Annotated in this window: 20 protein-coding genes; 12 read left to right on the forward strand and 8 right to left on the reverse strand. The window is 63.7% G+C overall.

Going from position 1 to position 20,146, the window contains the following annotated elements:
* Nucleotides 1-460 precede the first annotated feature (460 nt).
* Nucleotides 461-853, forward strand: a complete 393-nt coding sequence (locus NKJ89_RS10265) for a hypothetical protein (protein WP_502904120.1) — start codon at nt 461-463, stop codon at nt 851-853.
* 30 nt (nt 854-883) lie between these two features.
* A complete protein-coding gene (locus NKJ89_RS10270) occupies nt 884-1,318 on the forward strand; it encodes a hypothetical protein (RefSeq protein ID WP_352602086.1) in 435 nt (144 codons plus the stop codon).
* 116 nt (nt 1,319-1,434) lie between these two features.
* On the opposite strand, the gene NKJ89_RS10275 is transcribed toward NKJ89_RS10270, so the two are convergent.
* Nucleotides 1,435-2,940, reverse strand: a complete 1,506-nt coding sequence (locus NKJ89_RS10275) for a helicase HerA domain-containing protein (RefSeq protein ID WP_352602088.1) — start codon at nt 2,938-2,940, stop codon at nt 1,435-1,437.
* A gap of 409 nt (nt 2,941-3,349) precedes the next feature.
* Between NKJ89_RS10275 and NKJ89_RS10280 the strand changes: the two genes are divergently transcribed.
* Nucleotides 3,350-3,655, forward strand: coding sequence for a hypothetical protein (locus NKJ89_RS10280; protein ID WP_023761099.1), 306 nt, complete (start codon nt 3,350-3,352; stop codon nt 3,653-3,655).
* A gap of 63 nt (nt 3,656-3,718) precedes the next feature.
* Nucleotides 3,719-4,036, forward strand: coding sequence for an endonuclease domain-containing protein (locus NKJ89_RS10285; protein ID WP_352602090.1), 318 nt, complete (start codon nt 3,719-3,721; stop codon nt 4,034-4,036).
* A gap of 95 nt (nt 4,037-4,131) precedes the next feature.
* On the opposite strand, the gene NKJ89_RS10290 is transcribed toward NKJ89_RS10285, so the two are convergent.
* The 3 genes from NKJ89_RS10290 to NKJ89_RS10300 form a co-directional block, all read right to left on the reverse strand.
* Nucleotides 4,132-4,980 carry an aldo/keto reductase gene (locus NKJ89_RS10290; RefSeq protein ID WP_352602092.1) on the reverse strand — a complete coding sequence of 283 codons (849 nt, stop codon included), beginning with the start codon at nt 4,978-4,980 and terminating at the stop codon, nt 4,132-4,134.
* A 146-nt stretch (nt 4,981-5,126) separates the two neighbouring features.
* On the reverse strand, nt 5,127-5,759 hold the full coding sequence (locus NKJ89_RS10295; RefSeq protein ID WP_352602094.1) for a Vgb family protein: 633 nt from the start codon (nt 5,757-5,759) through the stop codon (nt 5,127-5,129).
* Nucleotides 5,760-5,867: 108 nt separating this feature from the next.
* On the reverse strand, nt 5,868-7,088 hold the full coding sequence (locus NKJ89_RS10300; RefSeq protein WP_352602096.1) for a helix-turn-helix domain-containing protein: 1,221 nt from the start codon (nt 7,086-7,088) through the stop codon (nt 5,868-5,870).
* A 293-nt stretch (nt 7,089-7,381) separates the two neighbouring features.
* Here NKJ89_RS10300 and NKJ89_RS10305 point away from each other — a divergent pair, with 293 nt between their 5' ends.
* The 3 genes from NKJ89_RS10305 to NKJ89_RS10315 all read left to right on the forward strand — a co-directional run bounded on the left by NKJ89_RS10305 (nt 7,382) and on the right by NKJ89_RS10315 (nt 9,278).
* Complete coding sequence (locus NKJ89_RS10305; protein ID WP_352602098.1) at nt 7,382-8,134, forward strand: DUF899 domain-containing protein; 753 nt, start codon at nt 7,382-7,384, stop codon at nt 8,132-8,134.
* Between the two features lie 212 nt (nt 8,135-8,346).
* Complete coding sequence (locus NKJ89_RS10310) at nt 8,347-8,607, forward strand: hypothetical protein (protein WP_352602101.1); 261 nt, start codon at nt 8,347-8,349, stop codon at nt 8,605-8,607.
* A 398-nt stretch (nt 8,608-9,005) separates the two neighbouring features.
* Entirely contained in the window at nt 9,006-9,278 is a 273-nt protein-coding gene (locus NKJ89_RS10315; RefSeq protein ID WP_023763192.1) for a hypothetical protein, read from the forward strand.
* A gap of 305 nt (nt 9,279-9,583) precedes the next feature.
* Here NKJ89_RS10315 and NKJ89_RS10320 read toward each other — a convergent pair whose 3' ends face one another.
* Together NKJ89_RS10320 and NKJ89_RS10325 are read right to left on the reverse strand one after the other, a co-directional pair.
* The gene (locus NKJ89_RS10320; protein ID WP_352602102.1) at nt 9,584-10,582 is read right to left on the reverse strand and encodes a bestrophin family protein; all 999 of its coding nucleotides are present in this window, start codon (nt 10,580-10,582) and stop codon (nt 9,584-9,586) included.
* Nucleotides 10,583-10,641: 59 nt separating this feature from the next.
* Nucleotides 10,642-11,262, reverse strand: a complete 621-nt coding sequence (locus tag NKJ89_RS10325; RefSeq protein ID WP_352602104.1) for a TetR/AcrR family transcriptional regulator — start codon at nt 11,260-11,262, stop codon at nt 10,642-10,644.
* Between the two features lie 377 nt (nt 11,263-11,639).
* Between NKJ89_RS10325 and NKJ89_RS10330 the strand changes: the two genes are divergently transcribed.
* The 3 genes from NKJ89_RS10330 to NKJ89_RS10340 are packed head-to-tail and all read left to right on the forward strand — an operon-like array spanning nt 11,640 to nt 15,393.
* Nucleotides 11,640-12,119, forward strand: coding sequence for a (2Fe-2S)-binding protein (locus NKJ89_RS10330; RefSeq protein WP_352602106.1), 480 nt, complete (start codon nt 11,640-11,642; stop codon nt 12,117-12,119).
* Entirely contained in the window at nt 12,116-13,099 is a 984-nt protein-coding gene (locus NKJ89_RS10335) for an FAD binding domain-containing protein (protein ID WP_352602107.1), read from the forward strand. Before NKJ89_RS10330 ends, NKJ89_RS10335 begins: the two co-directional genes overlap by 4 nt.
* Nucleotides 13,096-15,393, forward strand: coding sequence for a xanthine dehydrogenase family protein molybdopterin-binding subunit (locus NKJ89_RS10340; RefSeq protein WP_352602109.1), 2,298 nt, complete (start codon nt 13,096-13,098; stop codon nt 15,391-15,393). Before NKJ89_RS10335 ends, NKJ89_RS10340 begins: the two co-directional genes overlap by 4 nt.
* Before the next feature lie 170 nt (nt 15,394-15,563).
* Here the strand turns inward: NKJ89_RS10340 and NKJ89_RS10345 are convergent, their stop codons facing one another.
* Entirely contained in the window at nt 15,564-16,577 is a 1,014-nt protein-coding gene (locus tag NKJ89_RS10345) for a zinc-dependent alcohol dehydrogenase family protein (RefSeq protein ID WP_352602111.1), read from the reverse strand.
* A 97-nt stretch (nt 16,578-16,674) separates the two neighbouring features.
* Here NKJ89_RS10345 and NKJ89_RS10350 point away from each other — a divergent pair, with 97 nt between their 5' ends.
* On the forward strand, nt 16,675-17,604 hold the full coding sequence (locus NKJ89_RS10350) for a LysR family transcriptional regulator (protein ID WP_352602113.1): 930 nt from the start codon (nt 16,675-16,677) through the stop codon (nt 17,602-17,604).
* A gap of 184 nt (nt 17,605-17,788) precedes the next feature.
* On the opposite strand, the gene NKJ89_RS10355 is transcribed toward NKJ89_RS10350, so the two are convergent.
* Entirely contained in the window at nt 17,789-18,928 is a 1,140-nt protein-coding gene (locus NKJ89_RS10355) for a helix-turn-helix transcriptional regulator (protein WP_352602115.1), read from the reverse strand.
* 315 nt (nt 18,929-19,243) lie between these two features.
* Between NKJ89_RS10355 and NKJ89_RS10360 the strand changes: the two genes are divergently transcribed.
* The gene (locus NKJ89_RS10360) at nt 19,244-20,089 is read left to right on the forward strand and encodes an AraC family transcriptional regulator (RefSeq protein ID WP_352602117.1); all 846 of its coding nucleotides are present in this window, start codon (nt 19,244-19,246) and stop codon (nt 20,087-20,089) included.
* Nucleotides 20,090-20,146 lie beyond the last annotated feature (57 nt).

A 20,146-nucleotide genomic window follows, 5' to 3' on the forward strand; every position in this document is an offset into this window, starting at 1 on the left:
TACGCCATTTTCATTTTGGTATGGATTTGAAACAACAAGGCGATATATTTGCGAAGCGATATGGATTACAGAAATAAGTTATATTCATATGTTACCATGATTTTCTGATAACGTCATTTCAGTATCTGCTAAGACATCATCACGAATTCCAGACTATTTTCCATATTATTAAGCATTTGCAAAATTCAACCCGCGCTATGGCGCTTTTTTCTTGCCACAGGCCGACTTCGGATGCAGCTTTTTTTGGCAACAGCATCCGCGTCCGCGGATTGCTGCATGCTTGGGCGGACGGGCGCTAAGCATGGAAAGGTAAATCGACATCCGCTGATGCGGACTCCCGTGAGCTCGATCCTGCCCGCTCTTCTTTTGAGACTGTGGACCATCTCCATCCCAGGCTGCTCTCGGTCGTCGAGCCACACATTTGACGGAAACCCGCAGCCGCCAGCCAGTCGAGGAATGAATGATGAAATTCACAGTCTACGCGATCATCGCCACTGCCTTGGTGGCGGTCGCCGGATGCACCACCGATGACTATGATGGTTGTCGCGGAAACGGCTGCCTGGTCGATCGGCCTCAGCAAAAAAATCGGAAGATCGATGACCGGCCGCAATACGACAGGAACGGCAATCCGAACTTCGATACGCGTGGCCGCTACATCGGCTGCCATGGGCTGGGATGCAAGGTCGACGACCCTGATGATGGCGATCAAAGCATCGACGACAGGCCGCAGTACGATAAGCAAGGCAATCCGAACTTCGATACGCAGGGCAATTACCAGGGATGCCACGGCATCGGCTGCGAGGTCGACACGCCAGCCGATGACAGCCCGTCGGACGATGACGATTCCAATTGATAGGCCTCGCGGCCAACAAGGAGGCTGATTATGTCCGAATTCGACAACTATCGACGTGCCAAGATCGTTGTGATCGGCCTCGCGGGGCTTGGAATGACGCTTACGTCCGCTTTCGCAGCGAATAGCGACTGCCACGGCGTAAAGGTCGATGTGACGAAGGCGCGCGAACAAGAGTTTGGCGCTCTCGTTGCATCGGCGATGACCAACAAGGTCAAACCCGCGCAGGTGAAATTCCAAACGATTCTGGAAAGCGGGAAATGGAGCGCCGCTTATATTTCTACACCCGTGGCCGAAGACGGCATGATGTTCTTCCAGACAGTCAATGGAGAAAGGCAGTTTCGTGAAGTATGGGGCGGATATGCGGCTCCATCGGAAAAACCTGAATTGGTATCCTGGGCAAAGAAGCTCGGAGTGCCGCAAGATCTAGCAAAATGTTTTGCCGAGACAGTTACAGAACGAAGGTGATGGTCGCCGGGTATTGCCGCGAATGATTTTCAGGCCATCGATCATGCGGAAGCCGATCAAGGCGCATCGGTTCACGGAAACACAGCTCCATCTTCTTGTATTGATGGGCCGTCCCCTCACAGCGCCAGGCTCCCCTGTTCCACCTCCTCGGCATTGGGGTCGCCTGGGGCGGTCGCCCAGGCGAGTTCGACCAGCGTCACGGTCCGCCGGCCGACGCCGTCGAGCTGGCAGACGATGAGGCCTTGCTCCTCGATATAGGCCAAGAGGCGTCGGGCGCGGCGCAGCGAGTGGGAACCGTAGGCGCGGGCGATCGCCGCGTCGCTCGGGCACGGCCAGCCTTCCTTCGCCGCACGCGCGATCATCATGAATACGCCCTGCATGTCGTCGGGCAGCAGCGACGCGCGGACGGAAACGTCCTGCCAGGCGTCGTCGCCTGCCGCCATGTCGGAGCCGAGGCCGGCTCGGGCGCGCGTCAGCATGCGTCGGAACTCCGGCAGGTCGGGCACGACCGAGGCGAGGCCTTCGATGCGGCAGCGCACGACGAATTCCTGATAGAGCACCCCGATGACGCGAAAACCCGCGTCGGGCTGCGCCAGGATGGCGCGCAGCACACGATCCACGCGCTCACGGCGCTCCGCCAGGTCTTCGGCGCTGATTTGCGGCTCCACCGGCTCGGGGCGGATTTCCAGCGCTGCCGATTTGGCCGCCATCAGCTGATCGAGCAGGTCCGGCGACGCCGTCCGGCGCGGCGCGCGCACGGCCTCTGGGGGCGGGGCGGCCAGGATGATCGCGCGAGCATCCTCCAGCGCCGCCTCCGGCATCGCCATCAGCCGCGGCGTTCCGTTGCGAGGGCTGGTGTCGGTCGGGCCGATGCGAAGCCCCAGCGGACGGCGCGACAGCGCTGGCCCCAGCGCCATGAACTGCCCGCGCTCCAGGTCGCGAAACGCCTCCGCCTGGCGCCGCTCCATGCCCAGGAGATCGGCGGCGCGCGCCATGTCGATATCGAGGAAGGTGCGGCCCATGAGGAAATTGGACGCCTCGGCGGCGACGTTCTTGGCGAGCTTGGCCAGCCGCTGGGTGGCGATGATGCCGGCAAGCCCGCGCTTGCGGCCGCGGCACATCAAATTGGTCATCGCGCCAAGCGAAAGTTTGCGCGCTTCGTCCGACACCTCGCCGGCTACCGCCGGTGCGAACAGCTGCGCCTCGTCCACGACGACCAGCATCGGGTACCAGTGGTCGCGGGCGACCTCGAACAGCCCGCCGAGGAAGGCGGCGGCGCGCCGCATCTGGTTCTCGGCATCGAGCCCTTCGAGATTGAGCACGGTGGAAACGCGATGGATGCGCGCCCGCTCGCCAGCCGCCTGCAGGCCACGCTCGGTGTGCTGCTCGGCATCGATGACCAGATGGCCGTAACGGTCGCCCAGCGAGACGAAGTCGCCTTCGGGGTCGATGATGGTCTGCTGCACCCAGGGCGCGCTCTGCTCCAGGAGCCGCCGCAAGAGATGCGATTTGCCGGAGCCCGAATTGCCCTGCACCAAAAGCCGGGTGGCCAGCAATTCCTCGAGATCCAGGTTCGCCGGGGCGCCCGCTGTCGTGTGTCCCATCTCGATCGCAACGGTCATTTCGACTCAAGGCTCCTTTCGCAGACGGGCTTATCAACTGGGTCACAGCCCGTCGAGCGCGCATGGCCGCCAGTTCCGCGTTGCGCACAGCCGCCCAGACGCGATCCGTCGGGCAGACCCTGTGGATAGTAACCAGTCGTTCACCATAGGCGGGTGTTCCGATTGCAGATATCAGGCATCCGCCTAGCCTGACCTCGCATCGCGTCCCCAACGTGGTGCGTCCCAACCCCGCCCCTGGCGACCGACGTCTTCAAGTTTCTTTCACAGTATATGTCGGTCGCCAATTTCGCCTGGTCCAATCCTGTCCTGACATCATGCCGGACCGCTTTATGGCGCAAACTTTGGGTTGACCCCTTCGGACCGCGAGGCGACACTCCACCCAACGCTGCAGGTGCGAGGAGGAATTGTGATGGACGAACCCGAACGGTGGCGCCACATGTCGACGGCGCCGAGGGATGGGAGCCGGATCCTGGTCACGGTGCGCCCATCCGAACAGGGGCCGGCTGAAGTCGATCTCGCCTATTGGTCGCGCGCCGACCAGTTCGCCTCGGAAGGCTGGCGCGCATCGGACTCATCGCCCGGGCGCGTCATCGAATACGCCGAACCTGAACTGAAATGCTGGATGCCGCTGCCGACAGCCAACCTCAGCCGTGCATCCATGCCGGCGCCGTGGGAAGGCGAAGACGCCCAGCAGTTGGATGGCTCGGGGATTTGACGCTTTGACGGCTGAAGATTGGCGAAAGCGGCCAAACGGCCAATCTCCCCCCTTGTGGGGGAGATGTCCGGCAGGACAGAGGGGGGCGCCGTAGAGCGCCAGCGTTCGCCACAAACAGCTATGCCTCTTGGGTTCCGCAGGCAATTTCCAATCGCAAGCTATATCGCCGACTTTGCTTGCCCGGGCAAAAAGCTCGTCGTGGAGGTCGACGGGGTTCAGCACGGCGACGCCGATCCTGCGATGGCCGACGCCCTGAGGACGAAGCGCTTGGAACAGGATGGCTGGACCGTCCTTCGCTTCTGGAATGACGATGTCATCCGCGACATCGACAATGTCTGCCAACATATTGTCATCGCGGCAGGCTTGGCTGACATGCCCTGATATGTTGGCGGGCCAGCGCCCCCCTCTGTCCTGCCGGACATCTCCCCCACTTGGGGGGAGATTGGCTGCATCACCGTCGGCTCCTAGAGGTCACCTCAGAACAAAAACGCGGCCGTGGCGGGGTTCGGACCGGTGCGGCCGGTGGCTGAATCCATGCCCCGGATCGTCTGCAAATCCTGTGCATCCAACTCGAAATCGAAGACATCGAAATTAGCGGCGATGCGATCCCTGCGGATCGACTTTGGAATAACGATCAGCCCCTCCTGGAGATGCCAGCGAATGATCGTCTGCGCCGCGGACTTGCCATGCTTCCTGGCAATGCCGGCAATGGTCGGATCGTTCAGCAGCCGACCGCTGCCCAGCGGGCTCCAGCTTTCGATGCGGATGTCATGCCTGGCATGGAAGTCCCTGATACTGCGCTGCTGGAACTGGGGATGCAGTTCGATCTGGTTTACGACGGGCGTCACGCCGGTCTCGCCGATGATCCGCTCCAGATGGTCCTGGTTGAAATTCGAAACGCCAATCGACTTGATGCGGCTGGACTGCCTGAGCTCTACCAGCGTCTTCCAGGCCTCGACATATTTGTCCTGGCTGGGCACCGGCCAGTGGATCAGGAACAGGTCGATCTGCTCGATACCGAGCTGGTCCATCGTCTCGTCGAAGGCGCGCAGCGCCGCATCGCGCTGGTGCGCGCCGTTGCGCAGCTTGGAGGTGATGAACAGTTCGCCCCTCGGCACGCCGGCGCTGCGGATCGCCTCTCCGACCCCCTCCTCGTTCCGGTAGCCCTCGGCGGTGTCGATTAGACGATAGCCGGCCTCGATCCCCCAACCCACCACTTGCGCCGTGATGTCCTGATCGACCTGCCACACTCCAAGGCCGAGTTGGGGAATGGCGGAGCCGTCGTTCAACGCAATTTTTTCAGGCATGGTGGGCTGTTCAGGCATGGTGGGGGATCCTTTGCAAAGATGGTCCAGGCGGTTCGCCCGGTGCCCGCCCTATCTAGGTTCGATGGGGGGCGGCGGCCAGTCGGCAGGGGACAAATTTGCCACATGCGATCTGCGTCCCGATCTTTGCGTCGAAGGATACGGCCTCACCGCGGCCGGCGCACCGCCCGCACCACCCCGGCAGAGGTGCTGCCGCAGAAGAGCCGGTCGCCGCCATCGGATTCCAGCCCCGAGACGCCCATGCCGGCCGGCATGTCGAGCTTCTCCAAAACCTTGCCTGATTGCGGGTCGACGCGGCGCAAATCACTCTGGTCGCCTTCCCAGGTGGCGTGCCACAGCTCGCCATCGACCCAGGTCACACCGGTGACGAAACGGTTGGATTCGATGGTGCGCAGGATTGCCCCGGTCTCAGGGTCGATCTGGTGGATCTTGCGCTCGCGGTATTGCCCTACCCAAAGCGTCCCTTCGGCCCAGGTCAGCCCGGAATCGCCGCCGCCGCCGGGCGCCGGAATGGTCGCCAGCACCTGGCCGGTATCAGGGTCGATCTTCTGTATCAGGTCGTTGGCAAGCTGGAAGAAATGCCGGCCGTCATAGGCGGTGCCGGCATGTGCCGCGACATCGATCGAGCGCAGCGCCTGCCCGTTTGCCGGATCGAAGGCGTTCAGCTTCTCACCCGAGGCAAACCAGACATTGTTGCCGTCAAAGCTCACTCCATGCACCCTTTCCACACCGGGAAAAGGTCCGTACTCGTGCAGGACTTCGGCCGCTGAATGTCTCATGTCTTGATCCTCGATGTTGGTCGTCATCCCGCCCGTCATGTTCCAAGGTGTGTCGAGATTCAGGTCAGTCCGCGCCGAAGGCCGGCCTCACCTGAATATCAACACACCTTAGCCGTTCGACAGCGGGGACGGGAGTAACAAGGTCGTCGTGAATCCAGCCACCGGCGGCGTCATCCAGCGGCGCGCCCGCCCATGTCCGAAAAACTGCACCTTGCCCGCCTCGCCAAGCTGCTCCAGCGCCCGCTGCACGCTGCGCTGGCCGATACCAAGCGCCAGTGCCAGCGCAGAGGTCGCCCAGGCTTCGCCATCGGCAAGGAAGGCCAGTACCGCAGCGTGCCGCTCCTCGATGGGCCGCGCCAGCACCAGCACCTCGTGCTCGTGGCGCGGCGCCAGTGCGAAGCCTTGGCTGGTCGCGCCGATATCGGCCAGCCCCCGCAGTTCGACGCGCAGCCGGCCGATCTCGACCCGCAGCCGCGCCCGATGCGATTCATCGGCGTGCCTGCCGCCGAAGGCTTCGGCGATCAGTCTCGCCCGCGACACATCGCCAGGCCAGGCTTCGGCGAGTGTGCGTGCCAGCGCAAACAGCACCGGGCGCGTGGCCAGCGAGACGGTTGCTTCCTGCTGGCGCACGACATAGCGGAAGCTATCGACCACCAGCGCCGGCGACGCCTGCAACGCCTCGACGTCCTCGAGCAGCAAGGGGCGCTGCGCACCACCAGCGATCAGCCGCGCCGCCGGCGTGTCCAGCGCCAGGAAAGCACTGTCGACCTCTGCGATCAGGCCCGTAATGCCGGCCCGGTGGGCGGCATGGCGGGCCCACTCCAATGCCCTGCGCGCCCGCTTCGTTTTCAGGCGCCGCATCGCGATGCCGGCGACGGCAAGCTCGTGCGCGGCTCGCGCGGCAGGCGGCAGCGGCGCCGGGTCGAGCCCGGCCAGCACGTCTTCGGCCTCGTCGAGACGGCCGATCAAAAGCAGGCGCCGTACCTTGAGGTGGCCGGCATGCGCGGCGTTCAGCCGGTCGCCGTGCTTTTCCAGCGTTGCGCGCGCCGCGTCGAGCGCCTTGTCCGGCCATCCCAGATCACGCGACACCAGTGCGATCTCGGCCTCGGCGACGACGCATCTGGCCCGCGCCACCGCCTCTTTCGGGCCGAAGCCACGCGCGGCCCGCCGCAGCAGCGCCTTGGCGCGATCGAGATCGCCGAGCTGCGCCATGGCAATGCCGCGCAGCGCCAGCGCCGGCGGATCTTCGCGCAAGGCGACACGATCCAGCGCGCCGAGCGGGTCGCCCCCGGCCAGCGCCAGTGCCGCCGCGGTGATCAGCGAGTCCATTCAAATCCCGTCACACTTGTAACTCCCACCCCCAGCGCCCAGCGCCCTAACTTAAGTCATGGCCGCCAACCAGCAAGCCGTATCGGCAGCGGCACAACAAGGGAGAACCACGCGATGAACGACACTGTCGAGGGCACTGAGCGGATGCGCCACCCCTGCTGCGGCGGGCCGGCTCTTTCAAATCCCGTCACACTTGTAACTCCCACCCCCGCGCTTGACCGCCTTATTCTATCTCACAGCAAGCAACCACACGTCGCAACGGCGCGACAACAGACTGGCAAAGGAGACGACCAATGACCAAGCAGACCACAATGAAGACCCCGCCGATCGTTTCTAGACAGGATTGGGAAGCCGCCCGCGAACTGATGCTGGTGAAGGAGAAGGCCACGCTGCGCGCCAAGGATGCTTTGGCCGCCGAGCGCCGGCGCATGCCGTGGATGGAAGTCGACAAGGCCTATGTGTTCGAAGGCCCTAATGGCAAGGCGAGCCTGCTCGATCTGTTCGAAGGCCGCCGGCAGTTGATCGTCTACCGCGCCTTCTTCGAGCCCGGCGTGTTCGGCTGGCCGGAGCATGCCTGCCGCGGTTGTTCGCTCGGCGCCGACCAGGTCGGCCACCTCGCCCATCTCAACGCCCGCAACACCACGCTTGCCTACGCCTCGCGCGCCCCGCAGGCCGACATTGCCCGGCTGAAGCAGCGGATGGGCTGGGAGATGCCCTGGTACACCATCACCGACAGTTTCGACAAAGACTTCGGTGTCGACGAATGGCACGGCCACAACGTCTTCATCCGCGATGGCGACAAGGTGTTCCGCACCTACTTCATCAACAGCCGCGGAGACGAGGCGATGGGCACCGTCTGGAGCTATCTCGACGCGACGCCGCTTGGCCGCCAGGAGATCTGGGAGGACTCGCCCGAAGGCTATCCGCAGACCCCGCTCTACTCCTGGTGGAACTGGCACGACAATTACGACGCCGGGCCCGACAAGACATGGGAACAAGTGTCGGCCGCCGGCGAAGCCGCGTTCCGGGACAAGGACGGCCAGTAAGGATCTGGCGAGAGCTCGGCGCATGCCCCAGCTTGGGTTCCTCGCCCCGCCAAGGCGGGGAGAGGTGGCCGCGTAGCGGCCGGAGAGGGGCTTTCGTAGGGCGCTGTCCCCCCTCTCCGTGTCGGCTCCGCCGGGCCACCTCTCCCCACTCTCGTGGGGCGAGGAACCCAAGTTCTGCCCTCGGTACGGCACAACCATCAGGGAAAAAGACCATGCTCGATATCCATATAGCCACCAGTGGAGCGATCCCCGAAAACATCAATGCGTCCACCCTCAGCATCGCCGATTGGCTATGCCTTGCCGCAGCCCCGACCTTCGCCGTCATGGCGCTGCTTACCTGCATCTTCAGCGGCGATGCGGCCATGCTGTGCATGGGCTCTTCGCCGCTCACCGGAATGGCGGCGATGTATCTCCTCATGAGCGCCTTCCATCTGGCGCCTTGGCTGCGGGTGATCTCCGGCCGGCAAGCCTGATAGGTCTATCGCGCCGCCCCGAATTTTAGACACCTCACACATCGGAGAAAGACAATAAGACTGGTCAGGCTGAGAGCGCCGGGCGGCGGGATCTCCATCGGCAGCCGGGCGGACCAGCATCGCCGCCGTGTTCACGCACTACGAATCCCGGAAGCATTTCGGCAAGGTGTGCCTCGAAGTTTGAGGCGCCAGCAACTCCGACGGCGGGACGACAGGACACCCACTATCCATCAGCAGAAGCTAATTGACAGTCCAAGAGAAACGGCGCTCACTGGCTGGCACAGGTGGATCGCAGCATCAGGCGGGCGACATCGACCGCAGGCATCACCTGAAGCAAATCCCGGGAAAAAGCGCATAGCGCTTTCCCTTGAGAATTGCGCAAAACCAGGGAGGACGCCATGCCAACCGTTATCGGCCATCACAACATCACGAAAGACAGCAAGCACTGGCTCAGTTCACCCAAGCGTAAGGAGCTTTTCGGCTCGCTTGGGATCACCAACATCCGCACTTTCGTCGATCCGCAGAACCCGAAACACGTGGCCGTGATGATGGACGTTCCGGACATGGATAAGATGGCCGCTTTGATGCAGAGTAAGGCAGCAGCCGATGCGATGGCCTATGATGGCGTAGCGCCGGAGTCGCTGGTGATCCTGGTCGAAGCGAAAGGCTAGTCGCTTCGTTCGCTCCAGGGTGCGCGATTTGCAACGGTGCCGGCCGCTGCGAGCTGTTGTGCTCACGGAATTGCCCGGGCGAGCGCCGATCACGCGCCGCGCTGTCCACCTGGAAGGACGTGGCGGTGGTCGGCTCCGACCTGATATTCGAAGAGCATGGCGAGATGGAAGCGAGCGGGCTGCCGGGCGTGCTTCAATTTTTTTCCGTCAAAGGAGCGGACGCGTCCTGACGGCTCCTGTTTCCTTGCCCGGTAACAGCCTAATGCAGGTGTCGGGCATCATACAGATTGCCGCAACGAAGCGCTTCAGGTCGCGATGTCATTGACCGGCAGCCAGGGCTTGGGAAGATCAACCTCCCCAAGCCCGCTGCGCAACTCGATCTCGATGTCGCGGCAGATCTGCGAGATCGGAACATCGTTGGCATTGGCCTCGAAGGGATTGGCGCTGCTTTCGCCGACCTGGTCGAGCGACATGTAGGCCCAGCCCAGGAGCGTGCTGAACGGGATCGTCAGCCAGATCGCGATCGGGCCGAGCATGCCGCCCAGTTTGCCCATGTCGGCAAAGACCGGAACCACCCCGAACGGCAACAGAGTGCAAAAGATCATGACGAACATGGAACTGACGATGGCGTATTGCCTTGGATAGGGATTGTTCTTGATACGATCGCAGCGCGCCTGCTGATCATGGAAATCGCGGATCAGCTTGATAAGTTCGACATAGACCTGCGGAGGAATTTTTGCGTCCTTGAGCAACGCATTGACCTGGACCGACTGCATTTCCAAAAGCGCTATCGCCGGCTGAGGCGACTTCAGGACGTCCTCGGCCTGTTCGGCCAACAACGGACGCAGTTCCTCGGCGACCGAACTCGCATCCTCATGGATGCGGTAGCGACGCCGGTATTCGACATTGGCGGCCCGCGCCATGGATTCCCACGGCATCGGCCGCCGCAGGGCGAAGCGCAACGCCGTCATCCAGGCGATATGGCGGTAGATGAGCTGCTTTGCCGTCGGCGCATCGATGAAGTCCCTGCAGAAATTAGACCACAACCGGCTGCTCGCCGTAATTTGCGTAAAGGCCTGCAGCGCATCACTGCTGCGGGTGAACACCTGCGAATTCTTGAACCCGGCAACAAGCGACACGGTGGTGCCGAGCACGAGCACCACCGGCCATGGCACCGAGAAGCCGGCAATCCCCGGTAGACGGTAAGCAGCGACAGCCAGTCCGCTCACAACCACCATGTAGATGACGCTGCGCCGCGACCAGAGCCCGAAATCTATCAACTTGTAGGAACGGCCCACATACATCTCATGCCCCTCAAATCATGGACAGGTCTGGTTGCCGCGCGGCCGGAATCCGGCCGCTCTCACCGTCCCTTTACAGCTCCGAACCGCAACCCGTCCATCAAGAGCTTGACCAGCCGGCGCGAACGGTCACGCCATTCCGGCGTGTCGGGCGCCGAGTAGATGCCGGACAGCGCATGCAGCACATCGGATGCGTCGACGTCGCCGCGGATGGTGCCGTCGGCCACCGCGGCTTCGACCAGTTGCCGAAGCGCCTGCGAGACCCGGCCGGACGTGTCGGAAAACAGCGTCGAATTGGTGTTGAGCAGGATGCGCAGGCTGGTCGCCAGGCCGCGCTTGGTGGCGATGTAATCGACGAAGCGCTGCATCCACTGTTCCAGCGCGACATCGGACGGGTGTTTTTCGGCGAGCTCGCCGGCGGCCGCGCACAGCGCCTCCACCTCGCGCCGGTAGACCACTTCGACAAGGTGCTCGCGCGTCGGAAAATGTCGGTAGAGCGTGCCGATGCCGACGCCGGCCTGGCGCGCTATCTCTTCCAGCGAGGCATCGATACCGTGCTCCGCAAAGACGGCTGCCGCCACCTCGACCAGCCGGTCGCGGTTGCGCTGTGCATCGGCGCGCAACGGCTTTGCCTCGGTGCCTTCGGCCTTCTCTTCAACGATGACGGACGGCTCCACGGCCACTTTTTTCTCCACTGCCGAAATATGGGGCTTGAACCCATCCGGGTCAGCCCCCACGTAATAAACGGAGGCACCTCCGTTTTAGTGGAGCACCTTTATCATATAATCAGGGGAACCGATATGTCACGTCTGCAAAATGCCGAGCGTGTAATCTCCCCCCTCGAGGGGGAGATGTCGCCGAAGGCGACAGAGGGGGTCGGCTCGACTGGGCGCGACCTCCTGCGGCAGATGGAAGTTAGCGCTTTACGTCCGGCGACCCCCTCTGGCCTGCCGGCCATCTCCCCCTCAAGGGGGGAGATCACGCCCTTCGCGCCCTTGCCCTCGCCCGACCCAACACCAATTCATCCCCATCCGCGTCAAGCAACTGGAGCCAGACGCCCATGACCAAGACAACAATTCCCGTCCATCTCGATATCAACGGCCTCCATCACGAGTTGCAACTCGAGCCGCGAGTCACGTTGCTCGACGCCTTGCGCGACCGGCTAGGCCTGACCGGCACCAAGAAAGGCTGCGACCACGGCCAGTGCGGCGCCTGCACCGTGCATGTCGACGGCGAGCGCGTGCTGGCCTGTCTGATGCTGGCCGCGCAAGTCGAGGGCCGCACCGTCACCACCATAGAGGGGCTTGCACGTGAGGGCGAACCGCATCCCGTGCAGGCTGCCTTCCTCGAACAGGATGCCTTCCAGTGCGGCTATTGCACGCCAGGCCAGATCATGTCGGCGGTGGCTTGCATCCGCGAGGGCCATGCCGGCTCGGATGACGAGATCCGCGAATACATGGCCGGCAATCTCTGCCGCTGCGGTGCTTATCCGCACATTGTCGCCGCCGTTCGCCAGGCTGCATTGGAGGTCGCATCATGAGGGATTTTTCCTATCTGCGCGCCGGCTCGGTCGATGCGGCAAGACAGGCAGCCGCCCTACCCGGCGCCATGCTGTTCGCGGGCGGCACCACGCTCATCGACCTCGCCAAATGCGGCGTCGCCGAGCCCGAGACACTGGTCGACATCACCCATCTCAAGGGGCTGAACGGCATCGAGCTGAACGAGAGCGGAGCCACCATCGGCGCGCTCGCCAAGATGAGCCACGTCGCCGACCACGACGGCATCAAGAGCCGCTTCCCAGCCGTCTCGGAAGCGCTGTGGCAGGCGGCTTCCGCACAGATCCGCAACATGGCGACTATCGGCGGCAATCTGATGCAGCGCACGCGCTGTCCTTACTTCCGCGATCCGGCGAATTTCCCCGCCTGCAACAAGCGGGAACCCGGGAGCGGCTGTTCGGCCATCGGCGGTGTCACACGGGGCCATGCGGTGCTCGGCACCAGCGAAGCCTGCATCGCCATGTATCCGGGTGACCTCGCCGTGACGCTGGTCGCCTTCGACGCGATCGTGCATCTCGGCGATCGCCAGGTCCCGGCGGACGATTTTTTCCTCTTGCCCGGAACGACGCCGAACAAGGAACACGCGATCGAACCGGGCGAGATGATCACCGCCATCGAGATCCCCGGCTCGGCCTCTGCGCGGCGTTCGATCTATCTCAAGATCCGCGATCGGCAATCCTATGAGTTCGCCGCGGCGAGTGCCGCCATCGGCATCGAGTTCGAAGCCGATGGGCGCACCATCCGTGACCTGCGCGTCGCGCTAGGCGGCGTCGCGACCAAACCTTGGCGGGCGCGAGCCGTGGAGGATGCGCTGAAGGGCAAGATGCTGGAACCAGATGCGGTTCGCGCTGCCAGCCTGCTCGCGATCGAAGGCGCCGTCGACCATGGCGCCAACCATTACAAGCTTGAACTGGCGCCGCGCGTCGTCGCGCGCGCCATCCTCAAAATGGGAGAGACGGCATGACCGTTCACAACATCAGACATGGTGATGCATCCGACGGCGCGCTGGCGCAAGTCGTCGGCGGCCGGCTGTCGCGCGTCGACGGCCCGGCCAAGATCACCGGCGCAGCCAAATACGCCGTCGAGCAGCAGCTCGAGGGCCTCGCCTACGCCGTGCTGGTCGAAAGCACGATTGCCTCGGGCAAGGTGCGCTCGATCGATACAGCGGAGGCGCAGGCAGCACCCGGCGTGCTGCAAGTGCTGACGCCGGACACCATCATCAGCCTGAGGACCGCCTCGGACTGGTTCGGCACGCCGCCGCCCGACAAGCCCTATTGCCCGCTGGTGCACGACATCACTTTCTCCGGCCAGCATGTCGCCGCTGTCGTCGCCGAAACCTTCGAGCAGGCGGTCGCCGCGGCAGCCCTCATCAAGGTCAGCTATGACGAGACGCCCGCCATCGTCGACCTTAGCGACGCCAAGGCCGGCGACGGCATCCCGATCGACGCCATGACCAAGGAATGGGGCGACGCGCAAGCCGCTTTCGCCTCGGCCCCGGTGCGCATCTGCGCCGCCTATAACACGCCGCGCGAGTACCAGGCGCCGATGGAGCCGCATGGCCTTATCGCCCGCTGGGAGGGCGACCGCCTCACCGTGTGGGAGCCGAGCCAGTGGCTGGACGGCATGGCGCGCACCTATGCCGAATGGTTCGGCGTGCCGTTCGAAAATGTGCGCCTGGTCTCGCCCTATATTGGCGGCGGCTTCGGCTCCAAGGCACTGGCGCTCAGCCATGGCGCGGTGGCGGCGTCTGCAGCAAAGATGCTCGGCCGGCCGGTGCGGCTGGTGATGACGCGGCCGCAGACCTTCACCGGCTATGGCGGCCGCGCCGCGACGCGGCAGACGGTGACGATCGGTGCCGACCGGCAAGGAAAAATCCAGTCGATCGTGCATCGCGGCGTCAATGAAACATCCATCGACGGCATGTGGGTCGAGCCGCTCGGATCGGTCACCTCGATCATGTACGCGACGCCGAATTTCTCGTCCAGGCAGAATGTCGTGCGGGTGAATTCTGTAGTGCCTGGCCCCATGCGTGCGCCGGGCGAAAACCCCTCTGCCTTCGGCATCGAAAGCGCCATCGACGAGCTCGCTTACGAGGTCGGCATCGATCCGCTGGAGATCCGGCTGAGGAACTATGCCGAACAGGATCCGGAAGCGAAAAAAGCCTGGTCGACCAGGCAGTTGCGCGAGGCTTTTGCCACTGGCGCGGAACGCTTCGGCTGGTCCAGGCGTACGCCCGAACCGCGCTCCATGCGCGACGGCAATCAGCTGATCGGCTGGGGCGTTGCGGCGGGCACCTATCCCGTGCGGCGCGCCTATGGCGAGGCGATCGTCCGCATCCTGGCCGACGGCTCGGTCGAGGTCGAAAGCTCCTCGATCGACATGGGCCAGGGCACCTACACCATCTTGGCGCAGACCGCCGCCGAGACCGTCGGCGTGCCGGCCGACCATGTCGTGGTGAAGCTCGGCGATTCGCGCTTGCCCCGCGCCGGCGTCGCCGGCGGCTCGCGGCTGGCCGGCGTGATGACCGGTGCGGTCCATAAGGCGGCGACCTCGGCGCTCGACCAGCTGATCGGACTGGCGATCAGCGATCCACGCTCACCCTTCCACACGCTGCAGGCCAACACTTTGGTTGTCGCCAATGGCCGTATTGCGTCGCCACGCGGCGACGGGCCTGACGTCTCGATCTCCGAGCTGCTCAAGAGCGTCGGCCGCGACCACATCGAGGCCACCGGCGACACCATGCCGGCCAATTCGACGCCAGAGGATCGCTACAAGAACTACACCACCATCGCCATGGCGCTGCCGCACACCGAAGGCGACTATTCCCGCCACTCCTGGTGCGCGCATTTCATCGAGGTGCGCGTCGATGAGGATTTCGGCACGGTGCGGGTGTCGCGCGTGGTGTCGGCGCTGGATTCCGGCCGGCTCTACAACCCGAAGCTCGCCGAAAGCCAGTGGAAGGGCGGCATCATCATGGGCATCGGCCAGGCGCTGCTCGAAGAAGGCGTCGTCGACCGCCGCCATGGCCGCATCGTCAACAACAACCTCGCCGATTATCTGGTGCCGACCAATGCCGACATTCCCGACATCGAGGTGATCTCGGTCGGCATCCCCGACCTGCATTCCTCGCTGCTCGGCGGCAAGGGCGTCGGTGAACTGGCCATCGTCGGCGTCGCCCCCGCGATCGCCAACGCGGTGTTCCATGCGACGGGCAAGCGGGTTCGGGATTTGCCGATCACGCTGGAGAAGCTGATCTGAGGATGAGAGCGTGATCTCCCCCCTTTGAGGGGGAGATGGCCGGCAGGCCAGAGAGGGTCGGTTCGACTGGGCTCGGCCCAATGCAGCAGATCAGGTTGGCGCTTCACGCGAGACGACCCCCTCTGTCGCCTTCGGCGACATCTCCCCCTCGAGGGGGGAGATTATCCGCTTCACCACCACTCCAACCCGAACACCAGCTTGCCGAAGTGCAAGCCGCCGGCGGCCATGTGGGCGTAGGCTTCGGCCGCTTCATTCTGTGAAAACACCTTGTCGACGACCGGCTCGATCCTGGCTGCACCGATGGCGCGGACGGCGTCGCGGAGGTCGGACACCGATCCGGTGTTGTTGCCGACCACTTTCAGCGCCTTGATGATGATCGGCAGCAGATTGATCGTGGCCTCGGCGCCGGTGACGAAGCCGATGGTGAACAGCGTGCCGCCGGGCGCGGTGGCGTTGATGGCGCGGGCAAAGGTGGCCGTGCCGCCGGTCTCGACGACGAGGTCGGCGCCGAGGCCGTCCGTCAGTTCCAACACCTTGCCGTCCCAGTCGGGCGTCGCGCGGTAGTTGATGAGATGATCGGCACCCAGTGCCTTCGCCCGCTCCAGCTTCTCGTCCGACGACGAGGTGATGATGACGGTGGCGCCGGCAGCTTTCGCCAGTTGCAGGGTGAAGATCGAGACGCCGCCGGTGCCGAGCAGCACGACGACCGAGCCCGGTCCGACATCGGCGGCGCGGATGGCGTTCCAGGCGGTGGTGCCGGCGATCGGCAGCGTCGACGCCGCCTCGAAGGAGAGATGCGCCGGCACCGGCACGACCGAATTGACCGGCAGCGCGACATATTCGGCCAGCGAACCCGGCAGCGAGATGCCACGCATCTGCCTCATCTCGTAAGGCCGTGGCCGGCCACCGATCCAGCGGGGCTTGGCATGGGCGACGACGCGATCGCCGGCGGCGAATCCCGTAACCCCCTCGCCCAGCGCTACGATCTCGCCGGCGCCGTCGGCGACCGGGATGAGCGGAAAGCTCGGTCCGGGATAATTGCCGCTCGCCACCGCGACATCGACGAAATTGAGGCTCGCCGCACGCTGGCGGATCAGCACCTCGCCGCGCTGCGGTTCGGGGGTGGCAATGGTGGCGGCGCGGAAGGCCTCCAGCCTGGGTTGGCTCAGCTCGATGGCTTTCATGGTTTCACTCCTGTGGGACGATTGATGGCTTGAGTGCATCTAGCTGCTGCGGTATTTCTGGATAATCCCTGCTTTTTACATTTGAGTACTGTAAACCATGCAGCAATCTCGCGAACCACTGACCCTTGCCGAAATGGCGGCTTTCGCGGCCATCGCCGAGGCGCGTTCCTTCACCAGGGCGGCGGCGCGTGTCGGGCGCGACGCGACCATCCTGTCGCGGCGCCTGCAATCGCTGGAGGAGCGGCTGGGCGTCAGGCTGCTCCATCGCACGACGCGCAGCGTGTCGCTGACCGAAGCGGGTGCCGAATTCATGGTGCGGGTGCGCGCCATCCTCGCCTCCGTGGACGAGGCCGAGGCTGCCGCGTCGGCGTATGTCCGCGGCGGCCCACGCGGCCTGCTGAGGCTGGCGCTGCCCGGCACGTTCGGGCGCATGTGGATCGGGCCGCTGCTGCCGCAATTCCTTGCCGAGTTTCCCGATGTCCGCATCGAGGCCGAATTCTCCAACCGCTTCGCCGATCTGGTCGCCGAGAATTTTGATGTCGCCGTGCGGCTCGGCGCTCTGGAGGATTCCCGCCTGGTGGCCCGCAAGGTGGCGACACGGCGGCGACTGCTCTGCGCCGCCCCCTCCTATCTCGCCCGAAGGGGCAAGCCGGAGACCCCGCAGGGGTTGCTCGAACATTCCTGCCTGGGCTTCAGCGGTTTTCAGACCTTTCCAGCCTGGGAGATGACCAACCGCGAGGGCCGAAGCGTGCGCGTCGAGGTATCCGGCCCGTTGGTCACCGATGATGCCGAGGTGTTGGTCGATGCCGCCGTGCAAGGCGTCGGCCTGATGATGAGCACGGACTGGCTGGTCGGCCGCGAACTCGCCGACGGACGGCTGGTGCCAATCCTGGAGGATTGGACGCTGGCCGACGAAGGCGCGATCTATGTCGTCACGCCCTCAGCCAAGGGACAAGCCGCCAAGACCCGCGCCTTTGCCGACTGGATCGGCAAGCGCTTCGCCCCGGAACCGCCCTGGCGGCGGTGAGAGTTGGCAAAGTGATTGGCCGGCAGGCAGAAGGGGCGCCGTCCGGTGCAGGCGCAGTACCCTTGCCGCATTGCGCAACGTCGAGCAGATCGGCGGGTACGGGTGGCGTTCGAGCGCGACCAGTTCTATCCGGTCTCCTGTCCGGATCGCACCATTTGGCTAACCGGCGCCGATATGGGCGCCATCACTGAGGTGCAAGCGGCGTGCCTATGTCCGAAACGAGCTTGACGAGATCGGCTTGGCGTCTCGTGCTGGTCTTGGCGAAGATGCGGTTGAGGTGGGTCTTCAAGGTGTTTTCGCCGATGCCGAGCGCCAGCGCGCTCTTCGACGCGGACAATCCGCTGCCGATGCGCAGCAGAACCCGCGCCTCCGCGGGCGTGAGGTCGAACAGCGCGGTGAGAACGGCTTCCGGAAGTGGGGAAGAAGACGTCGTGGTCGAAACGAAGACAGCGGCACATGCCGGCCGGAAGGCCGCGCGCGCGGTTCCCTCGGTCAGTGGCAACACGTAGGCGACGGCCGGCGGCTGACCGGGGGCCGAAATGGGCAGGCCTATGCCGCGGGAGCCGAGCGAAGCGTCCTCGCTCGCGGCACTGGCGATTGCCTCCAGCAGGGCGCGGCCTGTCACCGGATTCTGTGCCTGGAGCAGGCCGTTCCTGGAAAGAATGGAGCCTTGCGCCGAAAACATTCGATCGGCCGCCCCGTTGGCATGAAGGATCGCTCCGTTGGCGCCGGTAAGAACGACAGGCACGGCGAGATGGTCGAGCGCTTGGCGATAAAGGTTGGCGGTGACGCGGGCCTGATCGAGCAGGTCTCCAATCATGGAAGCGCGGCGCAGATGCGGCGAGAGCAATGCCAGGAAACGCTGTTCTTCGATTGAGATGATCTCCCTGCTGGCCTGCGTGGTGCAACCCATGAGCCCGATCCGGTCCGGAGTATGAACGAATTTGGTGATGCAGGCCTCGCGCAATCCCTGCGGTTTGGCCCAATTCTGGAAAAATGGCGTCTCTTGGAGTTCGGCTTCGCTCATATACGACAACGTCGCAACAGGCGTGTCGATGTCGCCGACGATCGCGGCCTTCAGTCCGGGAATTGCGTCAAAATCATAATCCTCCTGGAGCACGCGCATTTGCACGGGATCCCAGGCCGATTGAGCCGCGAAGCGGCCACGATTGCCGGCAGTGCTGGCAAGCGCGATGGTGGTGTAGGCCGCGTCGACCGCCTCTGTGATCCGCGTCATTACCCCGGCCCAGCCGTCGGGGTTCAAGACGCAATCGTAGATATCGCCGATTATCGAGGAAAGGACGTCGCTGCTCAGCCTCTCCATCATGCCTCCTGCACGCCCCGATCTCGCTTCGGAGGATTTCGCGAAGTCACACTTTCGGGTGACGCCACGCGTGGTTGAACTCGATTAAGGATATAAATTCGATCGGTTGATATCAGGCGGCTATTGTCGCTGGTTATTCTTGAAATGGAAAGCATCGCGCTCGCTATATTAGCGAGCGCAAATATATCGGGTACACAATTGCCACAAAAGACGGTGTTTTCATCGGCTCAATTGCCCTCGCATCTCAGTGATCGCGACCGATTTTCCCTCTGGCAAGACATCCACCTCGCGGAGATATGGTCGGTCGAATACGGCATGTCGGACAACCTGCCTTTCGAAGCCGCGATCGAAGCCACGGCTGTCGGATCACTGGTTCTTGGTCAGATGTCCGGAACGATCAAGCATGCAACGAGGAAGGCAAGCAATATCGCCGATGACGGCAACGATGGTTATCTCCTGCTGATCAACAAATCCGACACGCTGTTGACCGGCGCACAGGTCGGCCGCGACTATGGTGTCGGACAGGGCGAAGCGGTCCTGGTCACGGCATCGGAAGCGCTGAAAATGCACGGTTCCGACAGCAATGTATGGACAAACGTGGTGGTCCCCCGTGCAGTCCTCACCCAGGCCTTCCCGCAGATCGACGACAGGCTGGCGTTGAAGATCGGCGCCGAGAACGAAGCTCTCGATTTTCTCAAGCGTTATTGCCAACTTCTTGAAACCGGCCGCCCTCTCGTCTCGCCCGATTTGATAGCGCACGCGACGGAAACAATCGTCGATCTAATCGGCCTGGTGACAGGCGCCAAGGGTGAGCCCGCCGAACTGGCCGGCTTGCGCGGGCTGCCAGCAGCCAGGCTGCAGGCGGTGCTGGCAAAGATTGCCGAGAATTTTTCCAACCCCGGCATCTCGGCGCAGGGCGTCGCGCAAGAACTCGGCCTGTCGGCGCGCTATGTTCAAGATCTCCTGCAGGAGACCGGCATCAGCTTTTCCGAGCGCATTCTCGAACTTCGCCTGCAGCGCGCTCATAAGCTGCTTTCGCAGAGACAGAATAGCGAGATGCGCGTCAGCGAAATCGCCATGATCAGTGGCTTCAGCGATGTGTCGTATTTCAACCGCTGCTTTCGCCGCCGCTTCGGCTACACGCCAACGAGCGCCAGGTAGAATCCGGATACCGGAAACACGACGCGATTTCCGAATCCCTCTCCGTCAAAAGCCGAG

It is taken from the genome of Mesorhizobium sp. M0047, from assembly GCF_040323315.1.
Classification (GTDB): Bacteria; Pseudomonadota; Alphaproteobacteria; order Rhizobiales; family Rhizobiaceae; genus Mesorhizobium.